Annotated in this window: 8 protein-coding genes; 3 read left to right on the top strand and 5 right to left on the bottom strand. The window is 58.5% G+C overall.

The window, feature by feature from the left end:
• Positions 1-109: 109 nt before the first annotated feature.
• Positions 110-1483 (bottom strand): ATP-dependent RNA helicase DbpA, encoded by a 1374-nt coding sequence (gene dbpA, locus DZE2538_RS09125; protein ID WP_038916158.1) that lies wholly within the window; start codon positions 1481-1483, stop codon positions 110-112.
• 217 nt (positions 1484-1700) lie between these two features.
• Between dbpA and DZE2538_RS09120 the strand changes: the two genes are divergently transcribed.
• The 3 genes from DZE2538_RS09120 to DZE2538_RS09110 are packed head-to-tail and all read left to right on the top strand — an operon-like array spanning position 1701 to position 3590.
• A complete protein-coding gene (locus DZE2538_RS09120; RefSeq protein ID WP_038913932.1) occupies positions 1701-2252 on the top strand; it encodes a tetratricopeptide repeat protein in 552 nt (183 codons plus the stop codon).
• A 22-nt stretch (positions 2253-2274) separates the two neighbouring features.
• Positions 2275-2790, top strand: coding sequence for a sigma-70 family RNA polymerase sigma factor (locus tag DZE2538_RS09115; RefSeq protein WP_172640078.1), 516 nt, complete (start codon positions 2275-2277; stop codon positions 2788-2790).
• Positions 2787-3590 (top strand): anti-sigma factor family protein, encoded by an 804-nt coding sequence (locus DZE2538_RS09110; RefSeq protein ID WP_038916156.1) that lies wholly within the window; start codon positions 2787-2789, stop codon positions 3588-3590. Before DZE2538_RS09115 ends, DZE2538_RS09110 begins: the two co-directional genes overlap by 4 nt.
• A 60-nt stretch (positions 3591-3650) precedes the next feature.
• Here DZE2538_RS09110 and DZE2538_RS09105 read toward each other — a convergent pair whose 3' ends face one another.
• The 4 genes from DZE2538_RS09105 to recC form a co-directional block, all read right to left on the bottom strand.
• The gene (locus tag DZE2538_RS09105; RefSeq protein WP_038916155.1) at positions 3651-4220 is read right to left on the bottom strand and encodes a YceI family protein; all 570 of its coding nucleotides are present in this window, start codon (positions 4218-4220) and stop codon (positions 3651-3653) included.
• Between the two features lie 257 nt (positions 4221-4477).
• Positions 4478-6523: an exodeoxyribonuclease V subunit alpha gene (gene recD, locus DZE2538_RS09100; RefSeq protein ID WP_038916154.1), complete on the bottom strand. Its 2046-nt coding sequence runs from the start codon at positions 6521-6523 to the stop codon at positions 4478-4480.
• Positions 6520-10212 (bottom strand): exodeoxyribonuclease V subunit beta, encoded by a 3693-nt coding sequence (recB, locus tag DZE2538_RS09095; RefSeq protein ID WP_038916152.1) that lies wholly within the window; start codon positions 10210-10212, stop codon positions 6520-6522. The genes recD and recB overlap by 4 nt, the downstream gene beginning before the upstream one ends.
• Positions 10209-13715, bottom strand: a complete 3507-nt coding sequence (gene recC / locus DZE2538_RS09090) for an exodeoxyribonuclease V subunit gamma (RefSeq protein WP_038916150.1) — start codon at positions 13713-13715, stop codon at positions 10209-10211. The genes recB and recC overlap by 4 nt, the downstream gene beginning before the upstream one ends.
• Positions 13716-13789: the final 74 nt, after the last annotated feature.

Here is a 13789-nt window from a genome sequence, read left to right as displayed (position 1 = left end):
CTATCGAAATAAAGACACCGCTACAGACTCTGGCCGCAGCAACGGCCAGAATCCCTGAGATTATCCACTCGCCAAGGCAACGAGAGAGTACCTGATAACGGTCATCCACTCACTTTAACAACCGGACCTTCACCGTCTTCCCTTTAATTTTGCCTTGTTGCAGTTGCTTCCAAACCTGACGCGCCAGCGACTGCTTTACGGCTACATAAGCGTGCATCGGGTGGATCGTAATCTTGCCGATATCCGCGCCATCCAGCCCCATGTCGCCGGTTAGCGCGCCCAGAATATCGCCGGGGCGCATTTTGGCTTTTTTGCCACCATCGATACACAGCGTTGCCATTGCGGCCTCCAGCGGGGTGATACGCAACCCACTGGGCAATGGATGCCAGGTCAGTTTCATCTTCAGCATCTCTTCCAGTGCATTCGCTCGCTGGGCTTCTTCCGGCGCGCACAGGCTGATGGCAAGCCCCTGTTCACCCGCACGGGCGGTACGGCCGATACGATGAACATGCACTTCAGGATCCCACGATAGTTCGTAGTTAATCACCATTTCCAGCGCTTTAATATCCAGCCCGCGTGCGGCAACGTCGGTTGCCACCAACACACGGCTGCTGCCATTGGCGAAACGTACCAATGTCTGGTCGCGATCGCGCTGCTCCATGTCGCCGTGCAGCGCCAGTACACTTTGGTTACTGTGGGTCAACGCATCGTATACCGCCTGACAATCTTTCTTGGTATTGCAGAACACGACGCAGGACGCGGGCTGTTCACGGCTCAGCAACTTTTGCAGCAGATCGAGCTTGCCGTTGCGCGACACCTCATAGAATTGCTGCTCAACCGCAGGCAATTCATCCACCGTGTCAATTTCAATGACCAACGGATCACGCTGAATACGGCGGCTGATGGCGGCAATCGCCTCTGGCCAGGTGGCGGAAAACAGCAGAGTCTGACGTTCAACCGGTGCGTGGTGAATTACCTCGTCGATAGCGTCGGCAAACCCCATATCGAGCATGCGATCCGCTTCATCCAGCACCAATGTTTGCAACGCATCAAGGCTGACGGTCTCTTTTTTCAGGTGATCCAACAGTCGGCCCGGTGTGGCGACAATAATATGGGGAGCATGAATCAGCGAGTCGCGCTGGATGCTAAAGGGTACGCCGCCGCACAACACCAACACTTTGATGTTCGGCATACCACGCGCCAGACGACGCAACTCATTAGCAACCTGATCGGCCAGTTCGCGGGTTGGGCACAGCACCAACGACTGGGTATTGAACTGCCCGGCATCCAGATGCTGCAGCAGGCCCAGCCCGAAAGCCGCCGTTTTGCCGCTGCCGGTTTTCGCCTGCGCGCGGACATCTTTCCCGGCGAGGATCGCCGGTAATGCCGCAGCCTGAATCGGGGTCATGGACAGATACCCCAGTTCGTTTAAGGTGGTAAGTTGTTCCGCAGCAAGCGCGTTCAGTTCAGCAAATGAGGTCACAGTGAAAATTCCAGATAGGATCGGCCGACAATAATACCATTCCTTGACTGCCATGCCGCGAGGAGTTTTCACCTCGTCATCATCGGGTTCGGCGATATATCAGACAGGCGTAAACCAGATCATTTCTTCGAAGAAGAAGAATAAACAACGAATAAAAATGAAAGATGAAACGTTAACTCATCATTCACACCCATTTATTCACCCTGGAGCCAATACCATGAACCCTGCTTCCCGTTACCAACGTTCTTTCGCCTGCCGTTTAACTATCCCGGTACTGCTATTTTCTTTGCATGTCTCTCAGGTCTTTGCTGCTGGTGACGACAACACCAACAGTAAAACGCCAGACTGCCCGGCAGGACAGGTTTATAGCAGCGCAACAAAACAGTGTGTCCCGGAAAAAACCAGCTATCTCAGCGATCAGGATAAAACGAACTACGCTTATCACCTGGCTAAAAAAGGTGAGTATCAGGCGGCGCTGAACCTGCTGGACGCGTTGAAAAATGGTAATACCGCCGAAGCCTGGAACTATCGGGGTTACGCCACGCGAAAACTGGGGCGAACCGACGAAGGCATCGGCTATTATCAACGTTCACTGGCGCTTAATCCGAATTATGCGAAAGTACGCGAATATCTCGGCGAAGCGTGGCTGGTGAAAGGACGCCCCGATCTGGCGCGAGAACAACTGAAAACAATCGCCAGCCTATGCGGTCAAGGCTGCGAAGAGTATCGCGATTTACAGGCCGCTATTAACGGGCATCCCGAATCCTGAGTATCAGTGCGAGGACAAAAAAATCACTACCAGTGACGTTCGCCAGCAGCTTGCTGCGCATCTGACACGCCTGTGGCGCTATGGTCTGGTACTGTCGCGCAGTCACGATGTTGCTGAAGAATTGGTTCAGTCCACCTGCGTTCGCGCGCTCGAAAAGAGCGCGCAATTTACGCCCGGTACCCGCCTCGACAGATGGTTATTTTCTATTCTCCACTCCATTTGGATTTCCGACCTGCGCGCCCACCGCGTGCGTATAGGCCAGGGATTTGTCGACAGCGATGAATTGCTGGCACCGGATACCTTTGCACTGAATGACGACCGTCGGCATTACCAGAAAATCATGCAACGGGTAAACGCACTTCCCGAAGCACAACGTAACGCCCTATTTTTAGTTTATGTCGAAGGGTTTACCTATCAGGAAGCGGCAGACACGTTATCGGTGCCGATAGGTACGATTATGAGTCGGCTGGCGGCGGCACGAACCATTCTGGCTAAATCGGTTGATGACTCGCTTCCAGCGAAGGAAAAACGTTCATGACATCAGACAGCTACACCCATCCTTACAGTGACGAAGCCATTGTTGCCTGGCTCGACGGCGAAATGAATGATGCCGATGCACAGCAATTCGAACAGCGACTTAAAAGTGACGGTCAGCTTGCCGGGCGTATCGCTAAACTTCAGAAAAGCGATCTGGCGTTTAAAGAAGCCTTTGCACCTTTGCTTGATGAGGCTCCCCAGGCTCGCATGCAGCATCGGCTTGAGCAACTCCTGGCAGCAACGCCCACAGCGGAAGAAATTTCATCTCACACCGGCGTTAGCCGCCGTGCACTGATTGCCGCCTCACTCAGTTTTCTGGTGATAGGTTCAGGTGTGGGATATCTGGCGCGCCCGACCTCGGCAGTCCTGAGCGAGAGCGAGAAAATTCGCGATCTTGAGGCCCGCTACATGTCGTTGTACAGCGCGGAAACGCTGCTCGACATGGACAGCGCCTCATCCGTGCTGGCTCGTGGGCTGGCGCGCACCGCGCAGGACATTGGGCTACATCTGAGCGAACAGCAACTCATGCTCCAAGGCGCAGAGCTGAAAATGATACGAATGCTACGCTACGACAGCACCTCAATCGCGCAGATTGCCTGGATGCATGCCGAGTTCGGACCGATGGCATTGTGCATCTCCCCTAATCAGCAACAACGCGCAACCACGATCAACCATGAACAACGACATGGAATGCATCTGGCCTGGTGGCATGCCAGGGGCTATCAGTTCGTCTTGATCGGCCGCAATCCTGTGCCACAGCTTAGCGATAGTGCGCTCAGGTTGCAGACCTCACTGTCCTAAACGACTATGCGACGATGTCCGCCCCTCCACACCGTGCAACCTGGGTATGACAGGCGGGAGTTACAATGTGCGCTGCGCCTGAATACGAATATTAATCGCTACCCGGTCATCCACCAGCGCCATAAACCGATCCATATTAAACGATGAACGTGAAATAGCGGTTGTCGCATGAAGAAATAGCGTGCCCCCGGTTGGCGATGCGCCGACGTACTCCTCCAGCGTGGCGTCCAGAATGACGGGGCGCTGAATGTCTTTGACGGACAGCGTACCAAACACGCGAAAGTAACCATGCCCTTGCGCCACCACTCTGTTACTGGTGAACACAATCCAGGGATAGTGTTTTGCGTCAAAAAACATTCCGCTTTTCAACTGGTAGGTCAGCAGGGAATTAGACGCTTCAAGCGTCGCTACAGGGATTTTCACTTCAATGTGGTCGTCGGTTTCCTTTGCGGAATCCAGTATCACGTTCCCCGTTACGCCATCCAGATACGCCTGTGAAGTGTCGCCAAATGCGTGCCATGAAAGCGCAATGGCGGTTTTCTGGGTCGAAATAGTGTAGTTGAGCGGTGTAGCGTGCAGCATCGGGCTTATCAGCAGCCCAACAACCACTGCGGGAATAATACGCATCATAACGGGAATCTCCTCAAAGCAGACAACGCGTAAACGCTTCAGGAGGCGACTTTATTCATTCCCGTTGGCAGGCAGACAAAAAAGGGGCCACATCAAAACCCCGGATATTTGCCGTAGCGATAAATCATGAGCGGTTTGTTATCGTCAGATTACGATGACGGCCGCGTTATACAGGCAACATCATCCCCCCAATCAACCCCATCGCCTTAACCCTATCATCATCTTAACCCTATCATCATGTTAACAATAACCACCGCTTACTCCACCAGTCCGCTGACCCGAATTACCCGTCGGCTGACGGCCTCTGCCAGCACCGTACTGTGCTCGCCGACACAACCGAGGCTGAAGGCCTGCTTCGCACGGGTGATGCCGGTGTAAACCAGTTCACGGGTCAGAATCGGGCTTAAACTGTCGGGTAGCAGCAATGCGGTGTGGGCGAATTCCGACCCTTGTGATTTATGCACCGTCATGGCGAACACCGTTTCCACTGCCGACAACCGCCCCGGCATCATCCAGCGAATGCCAGAGGAGCCGTCACTGACCGGGAACGCCACCCGGGTGACCCATAGACGGGAACCGTCCGGCTGCGTCTGCGGTACCGTCAACGTAATGCCGATATCACCGTTCATCAGCCGCTGGCCATAATCGTTGCGGGTCACCATCACCGGCCTTCCCGGATACCAGCCTTGCCAGCCAGCCAGCAGCCTTTCCCGATACAGCAAATGGGCGATGCGTTCGTTCATGCTCTCCACACCCCACGGTCCATTACGCAACGCACACAACAACTGGAACTGGCCAAACGCCGCCAGAATCTCTGTAGCCCAGGCGTCAAAATCCTCCGACGATGCTGTCAACGCGGGTCGTGTCGACGCCATGCGCCGCAGGTAGTCACCGTAGCCCACCGGGGCGCTCGTACCCGGTCGAGCACCGAATCGGCTGGCAGCACCGTCGATAACCCATTCACGCAATGTGTTGTCATCATTCGCGGTGAGCGTCAGTTGTGCCAAATCAGCAAACCCATGCTGCCAGACAGACGCCAGCGCCGCGCTATCGCCCTTATTCACCGCATCGGCCAGTTTCCCGATGCCGCTGTCAGCACCAAAACGGTAACTGTGACGCAGCATAACGATAGACTGATCCAGCGCATTGCCCTGCGGGTCGAGCAACTCGTCATCCGGTGCCTCGCCGGTCACCTCGCGCAGCCAGTCCCGAGTCTGTGGCAGGTAATGCCCCTGTGCGGCGCGTTGGCAGAGTTCCCCCATCAGCGCCCCCGCCTCCACCGATGCCAGTTGATCCTTGTCGCCCAGCAAAATCAGCCGGGAATCGCGCGGCATGGCGGCCAGCAACGCCGCCATCATCTCCAGATCTACCATTGAGGCCTCATCCACTACCAGCACATCCAGCAGCAGCGGATTATCGGCATGGTGCCGGAAATGTCGGGTATCCGGTCGGCTACCCAGCAAGCGATGCAGCGTTACCACCTCGCTGTTAATATGCGTACGAATCGCCTCTCCCTGCGCCAGACCGTCCAGCGTCAGGCTGGCAATCGCGCCAGCGATGGATTCGTTCAGCCGCGCCGCTGCCTTGCCGGTCGGTGCCGCCAGTCGGATACGCAGCGGTTTGCCCTGTTGCTCCAGCGCCAGTGACTGCAACAGCGCCAGCAATTTCACCACCGTGGTGGTTTTGCCGGTACCCGGCCCACCGGTGATGATGCTAAAGGCACTGCCCGCCGCCAGTGCGCATGCCAGCTTCTGCCAGTTGGTGGTATGGGGTGTCGTCGCAGGAAATAGCGCCTCCAGCCGCTGGCGTAGCGCCGCTGGCGCGATGGCTGCCCGCAAGGTTTCATTGTGCCGTAACTGTCGGGTAATCGCCTGACGGACATCCTGCTCATACTGCCAGTAACGGCGCAGATAAAGACGTGATCCCACCAACACCAGCGGGGTCGCCCCTTCGCCCGACGCCACCAATTGTGGCTGCTGCAACGCCGCCAGCCAGGCTGACAGGGTCACCCCCGCCAGCGCCTGTGCCGGGCGCGCTATCTTACGGTTGTCACTGCGGTCACCTTCTGGCGGCAGCGCCAGCGAGAACCCGCTGTCAGCCAGCGTAGCGGCCAGATCGAGACACACATGCCCGCGCCCAAGCTGGTAACTGACCAGCGCCGCGCCCAGCAGCAACAGCGGTGATGCTTCCGGACATTCCTGATGCAGAAAGCGCACCAGCGCGCGATCCAACTCGCGCAACCACCCGCAATCCACCCACTGATCCAGCAGTTGCACCACGTCATCATGGTGAGTGAGGGTCATGCCGTCACCTCCGTATCGCCGCTAAACAGGCGGTCCAGCGCCTCAATCAACGCCCGCTCCGGTCGCTCAGCGTAAACGCCGCCCCCCGGTGCCTGACTACCACGCAGGAACAGGTACACCGCGCCCCCGACATGACGATCGTAGCCGTAATCCGGCAGGCGGGAGCGCAATAAGCGGTGCAAGGCAAACAGGTACAAGGCCAGTTGCAGATCATAGCGATGATCTAGCATGGCTCGCGCCATATGCGTTGAGTCATAGTCGGCAGCATCCGCCCCCAGCCAGTTGGACTTGTAATCCAGCACGTAGTAGCGCCCCTGATGTTCAAACACCAAATCGATAAACCCTTTCAGCATGCCATTGAGCGCGTCACGCATCAGCGGCGTTCGTGGTGCCCCCGCCAGCGTAGCAGCGCTGACCTGTTGGTCCAGACGTTGCGTATCGACCTGATTGAGCGCAAACCAGAATTCCATTTCCACCTGATACTGCGTCAGACCGGCCAGCGACACCGCACCAGCGGGCGATTCAGGCAACGCCAGCGGTTGATTGAGTTGCGCCATCAACCAGTCGGTCAGCATCGGTATCCACGGCGTCCAGCCCTGTCGGTTACAGCGTCGCGCCACCTGATCTTCCACTCGCGGGCGATCCACTGCCAGCGCGGCAAACCCCTCTTTACCCGCCCATTCCAACAACCCATGCAGAAAACTGCCCGGCACCGCACCGCGTGGAAAGCTGTACATATCGTAGCCGACCGGCAGAGGTGGCAGACGCTCTGCGGTTTCCTGCGGTTCGCTAAACGTTTCCTGCCGTGCGCTCTGTACTTCGGCAGCATCATGGGCGGCGGACTCACGACGCTCCTGATACTGCCCTTCCGGTGCCAGTTGCAACCCGGAATAACTGGTGATGCGCCAACGGTGACGGCGAATATCCGGTAACGGCGGCTCTTGCCCCAATGCCGGTGTTTCCCGCACCGCGCGATATACCGCATCATCACTTTCCGGCAGTGGTGCTATCTGGCTGTTCGGGCCGCTCCAGAGCGACAAACATGACGCCAGTTGCCCGGCCTCCACTGGCTCACCGGCACCGAGCAGGTAACCGGGCGCGCTTTTCTCCAGTTCTTTCAGCGGCGCTACCCCAAGCCACAGCGCATAGCGCGCGCGGGTTAACGCGACATAAAACTTACGCAGGTCCTCCCCCAGGCGCTCATGGTCTGCTCGCGCAACCGCCTCGTCGCTGGCGATCAGCTCAAGGCGCGGCTGCCCGTCATCATCATGAAATTTCAGCGGCACATCCCGATGGCTGACCGTGCGAAACGCACAGGCGAACGGCAGAAACACCAGCGGGTACTCCAGCCCTTTCGACTTATGCACGGTCACCACTTTGACCAGATCCGCGTCACTTTCCAGCCGCACTTTCAGGCTATCGTTACCGGGATTATCCACCTGGCACTGTTCCGCCAGATAGCGGATCAGCGCGTGTTCACCGTCCAGATGCACGCTGGCCTGTTGCAGTAACTCCGACAGGTGCAGCACATCGGTCAACGCCCGTGCGTTATCGGCAGCCAGCAGCCGACGCGGGACATCAAACTCCCACAGCAGCCGCCGTAGCATCGGCAACACGCCTTGCTGACGCCAGCACTGCTGGTAGCGGACAAATTGCATCACCCGGTGTTCCCACGCCTGCTCGTCGTGGTTAAGGCGGTCAAGCGCCTGCCAGCTCAGCCCCAGTAACGGCGTGGCCAGTGCAGCACGTAGCAGTCGGTCGTTCTCCGGGTCAGCACAGGCGGACAACCAGCAGTGCAGCTCTCCTGCCTGCGGGCTGTCAAACACCGACTCCCGGTCAGACAGGTACACACTGCGCACACCGCGCGCGGACAGTTGCGCCCGTACCGCCATCGCCTCGCGCCCGGTATTGACCAGCACCGCCATATCGCCCGGTTTGACCGGACGCCAGCGTTGGTCTGACGAGACAAAACCGGCCTGTCCCTGTTCGCCCAGTTGTAACAGTCGCACCATTTCACGTGCACACCCCGCCGCCATTCGCTGACGGTATTCTGACGACGACAGCGGTTCATCGGTTTCCAGCGTCCAGCACGTCAATGCCGCGGCGGGCGTCCCTTCCTGCATCCAGAGGTCATCACGGCCGTTAGCCTGCACCGGCAAAAACGGCACCGGGTTGTCGCCATCTGGCTGACGAAATAAAAACGCACCTGCGCCGTTGGCACGGTTTTCCGCTTGCATAAACACCTGATTAACGGCATCGACCATTGCCTGCGTGGAACGAAAGTTGGTCCCCAGCGTGTAATGTCGACCGTCGGTATCGCGCCGGGCGCGCAAATAGGTGTAGATATCGGCACCGCGAAACGCGTAAATCGCCTGTTTCGGGTCGCCTATCAGGATCAACCCCTGTTGCGGATCGTTGGTTGCCACCCGGTACAGGGTATCGAAAATGCGGTATTGCAGCGGGTCGGTGTCCTGAAATTCATCGATCATCGCTACCGGAAACTGGCGACGAATACGTTGCGCCAGCCGTTCGCCGTTATCGCCGCGTAATGCGGCATCCAGCCGGGTCAGCAAGTCCTGAAAGCCCATCTGCGCCCGGCTTTCCTGCTCGGAGCGAAAACGCTGGTGTATCCAGCGGCAGGCGTGCCGTAACAGTTGGCTACGTGGTTCGGGCAAGTCGTTCAACTGCTGCGCCAACGTTTCCATCGCACGTAACGCCGGGTGTGACGGTGCCTCGTCCGGTATTTTCCAGCACTCCCGTAACCCTTGTGGCGTCAGCCGTGTCCAGCCGGTGCCGATATCCAGCGTCGTCTCGTCACTACTGGCCCAGTGTTGCAGTTTATCCAGCCACGGGTCGAAATAGCGGGCCTGTAGCTTGCGGCCATCCGCTTTTTTCGCTGCCACCGCCGCGTTCAGCAGGTCGCGCAGCTCGTCGCACCATTGTGTCCAGGGCGCTTTCAGTGCCGCCAGTTGGCGTGTTTTTTCTGCGCGGACGGTACTGAAGATCTGTGCGGGCAGGTCATCAATGCCAATCTCATCGGCATAGTCCAGCAACGGCACCACGCTGCGATAAAAATCTTCCGGTGCGGCCCAGCTATCGCGTAGCTCCAGCACATCGCGGGCATCGAGCGGGAAAAAGAAGGTGCGCCAGTAATCACGCACCACCTCCAGTAGCAATTCGCTCTGGTCGGTTTCCAGCGTCTGATTAAACAGGCTGCCGCTGTCAAACGCGTGTTCGCCCAGCATCCGGTTACACCAACTGTGGATGGTGGACACCGCCGCTTCATCCATCCATTCCGCCGCCAGTTGCAGTTTGCGGGCGCAATCCGGCCACTGATCCAATGGGTAGTCGGCGCGCAGTTCGCGCAGTAGCGGATCAACCTCGTCATCCTCACCCGCCGTGCCGCCCTTGTCGTTCGGCTGAAAGTAAGCCGCGGCCTGCGCCAGTCGTGCGCGAATACGATCACGCAGCTCGCGGGTCGCGGCATCGGTAAAGGTCACCACCAAAATATCCGGCGGGTTGAGCGGACGCGAGAAGGCGTGCTCACCCCCATGCCCCAACACCAGCCGCACATACAACATGGCGATGGTAAAAGTCTTGCCGGTGCCGGCGCTGGCCTCGATCAGCCGACTGCCGCAAAGCGGAAAGCGCAGCACATCCAGCGCAGAAGGTAACGCGCTCGTCGTCATGGCTGACCTCCTGATTTTTTATTTCTCGCCGATGCGGCTTTCAATGTGTGGTGTAGCGGTGCCAGCAACTGCTGTACCCAGCGGGCAAACTCGCCGTCGGCCCACAGCTGTTCGAACGTCGGGAAAGCCCGCGCCAGATAAGGGTTAGATACTGATTCGGCAAATTTGCGGTTAGCAGGGTCATGCTCCTCATAGCACTGGCGTGCCGCTTTCCCTGCTTCACCATCAGCCGATTGCCCCGGTTCACCGCCAACCTCCAGCCAGCGAAACCCGGTTTTCACCGCGACGGGCAACGGGCAACGCATGCCCTGCCGCCAGGCATCCACCAGTGACTGCCAGTAAGCCGCCGCTTGCGCAGGCTCCAGCGCAGGCAGATGAACGGTACCGTTTTTGCTGACCAGCGTGCTGTGTAACGTGTGCCCGCCGAGGTGCCCGGCCAGATGCGCCACCCAGAACGGCAACAGTTTATCCAGGCGGTAACTGCGACGGGTGGGATGGAGCAACCCGCCACTTTCCAGCACCAGCCGACAGCGGTTGCCCTGTTCGTCAAGGCGCAGTTCGTTCAGCCAGTCTTCCAGCGGTAACTCCGACAGCGAGAGCGATTCGTCCGGTATCGCTGTCGGCCATTTATCCCGCTCTTGTTCATAACGGGTAAACAGGTCCGCCATCGGTTCGGCCAAATCCTGCTCCAGTACCGTGGTAAAACCGCCGGGTGCCAGCTCGCCACGCCGGGCGATACGCTGCAAATGCTCAGCCAGCGCCTGTTCGCGGGGAATCTGCCGCTGCAACGCGGCTTTTTGTACCTGGATCAACTCATGTTGCAGACGCCAGTTTTCCAGTGCATCGATAGCAAACGGTTCCTGATCCTGACTGGTGGGGTCTTCCTGCTCAAACCAGACGTTGAGCCGTAAACGAAAGAAGCTGCGTACCGGGTCACGCACAAAATCGGCCAGTTGACGCAACGTCAGTACCCCCTCCTGCACATAATCATCCAACACGGCATTCGGGGCGGCAGCCGTGTGCGGTAACGCGCCATTGTATGACGGCAGTCCGGCGCGCCACTCGCGGGCATAACTGAACAACGGACTGCCCGCGGTAAAGTACTCCGGGCTGAAAGGCTGCAACCGGTGCTCCACCGTTAACCCTGGGAGAATGTCCTGCCCGTTAACCGTCCGCCAGCCGTTGCTGAGGTGGTCGCGCAGTTGCGCCACCAGCACCGAGGGCGGACGTTCGCTGTTATCGTGGATACTGCGCCCGACCCAACTGATATACAGCCGCTCACGTGCCGACAGCAACGCCTCCAGAAACAGGTAACGATCATCTTCACGGCGGGAACGGTCGCCGGGGCGGTAATCCTGCCCCATCAGGTCGAAGTCCAGCGGCACCCGGTTGCGGGGGTAATCACCGTCATTCATACCCAGCAGGCACACATGGCGGAATGGGATGGCGCGCATCGGCATCAATGTGGCGAAGGTAACGGCCCCGGCGAAAAACGGCTGGGTCAGGCTCGCCTGTTCAAATAACCCCAGCCAGTGTTCACGAACCACCGATAACGGCAGTTCCTGCGTCAACGTGACCGATTCGCACGCCTCCAGCCAGTTCTGCAACCCTTCGTCCAGTTGCAGTAGCATGAAGCCATCCTCGCCATCATCCGCCGCAAAAAACGTACTCAGCAGTACACGTAATCGCTCGCCCCACTGCACCGGCGTCGCAGGCTGACACAACTGCTGCCAACTGTAATCGAGCCGGTCGAGCAACCACGCCAGTTGTCCAGCCAGCGCAGCATCCAGCCCGCCGATTTCATCCAACGGTTCGATATCCCGCCAGGCACTACCTGCTCCCACCGCATACCCCAGCAGCATACGGCGCAGGCCGAAAAACCAGCTGTTCTGTTCCGGCGCATCCGGCAGGTTAAGACTTTGGCGTTGGCGCGCATGCAATCCCCAGCGCACGTTGGCCGCCCGAATCCAGCGCTGTAATAACGGTAGCTGCTCTTCTTCGATGGCAAAACGCTGGCGCACCGCCGGTACGTCCAGTAGATCCAGCACATCGCTGACCGCCACGCGCGACTGCGGCAGGTGCAACAGTTTTTCCAGCGCCGCCAACACCAGGTTGTTCTGCCGTGCGCCGCGATCCGCCACACTGAATGGGATGTAACGCGGGTCCTGCCGGTCTATCAACCCGAATACCGCCTGAATATGCGGCGCATAGCCGTTAATGTCCGGCACCATCACAATCACATCGCTCGGGCGCAGTGTCGGGTCGGCGGCAAACGCCGCCAGCAGTTGGTCATGCAGCACTTCGACTTCACGCTGCGGGCTGTGCGCCAGATGAAACCGGACAGAACTATCCTGATCGGGGTCGATGGCGGGCCAGCGCGACCGGCTTTCCGCCAGCGGGCGCAAATCCCGAATGTCGTCCTGTAGCTGATGCAGCAGGCAGTCTTCGCCGTTACTGTTGAATAGATCAATACGTGAGATCACCGGTTGCAGTTGAGATTCATATTGCTCACGCTGGTCGTACTCATCGAGCAACCCGATGTAGTCGCGCCCTTGTTTGCCCCATGCCGCCAGCAGCGGGTGGGCATGCTGATGTAATTCCTCCAGCGCAATCACTTCTGGCATGCCGGGTTTTCGCTGCTGACGGGCGCGTTCAGCACGCAACAGGTCTTTATCGGCAATGATGTTGCCCCAGTAATGTTCGCACGGGTTATGCACGCACATGAACACCTGGGTCCAACGCCCGATGGCCGCCAGCAACTCCAGCGCCTGTTGCGATAATGACGAAATACCAAACACGACAACACGTGACGGTAAACCGGACGGACGTTCGCTGTCGCCTCGCCGGTCGACCTCATCCAGAAAACGTCGGTGCAACGCCGCACGGCTGGTGCCGGACAGTGCCTCGCCGGTATCCGCCAGTAGTGCACGCCACAACAACGGTTGCCAGCGCTGCTCCTCTGGCAGCGGCTCCACGCCGCGTCGGTGGCTGGTCAGCACATCCCGCCCTTCGCTCCAGTCGGCCAGCCAGTCGGCGCGATACACCTGATATTGGTCGAACAGGTCAGCCAGCCGTTCGGCCAACTGGTAGTGTTTTCGCAAATCGGTATCCTGTCGCAAAAAACGCGCCAGCGCGGCAAATTCGGGCTGTGTCAGCAGGTCCGGCAACAGGCGTAACAGCCGCCAGACCAACAACGGTTTATCAAAGGGAGAGGTTTCCGGTACCTGCTCACGGCCCAGCACCGCACGGTAAACCTGCCAGAAAAAACGTGACGGTAACTGAATATCCAGCGCGGCAGCCACACCACAGCCGCCATCGCGGGCATCGCGCGCCAGCGCCAGTTTCAGCCACTGCCCGATACCGTTGCTTTGCACCAGAATCAGTTCGTTTTCTAGCCCGGACAGCGGGTTGGCCGCCATCCACGATACCAGCACGTCACGCAGCGCTTCAGGATGGTTGCTGTGGATCGCCATCAAACCGGGTCGTAGCCTGTTTTCGTTCATCGCTCTCTCTGCTCGTTGCCGCACCGGATGTACCGAATAACAGTACAGTCAGTAAATATCTTAGCATTCATGGG

Origin of the sequence: Dickeya zeae NCPPB 2538 (assembly GCF_000406165.1) — a bacterium.
GTDB lineage: Bacteria > Pseudomonadota > Gammaproteobacteria > Enterobacterales > Enterobacteriaceae > Dickeya > Dickeya zeae.
This window is presented reverse-complemented; position numbering and strand designations above follow the sequence as displayed.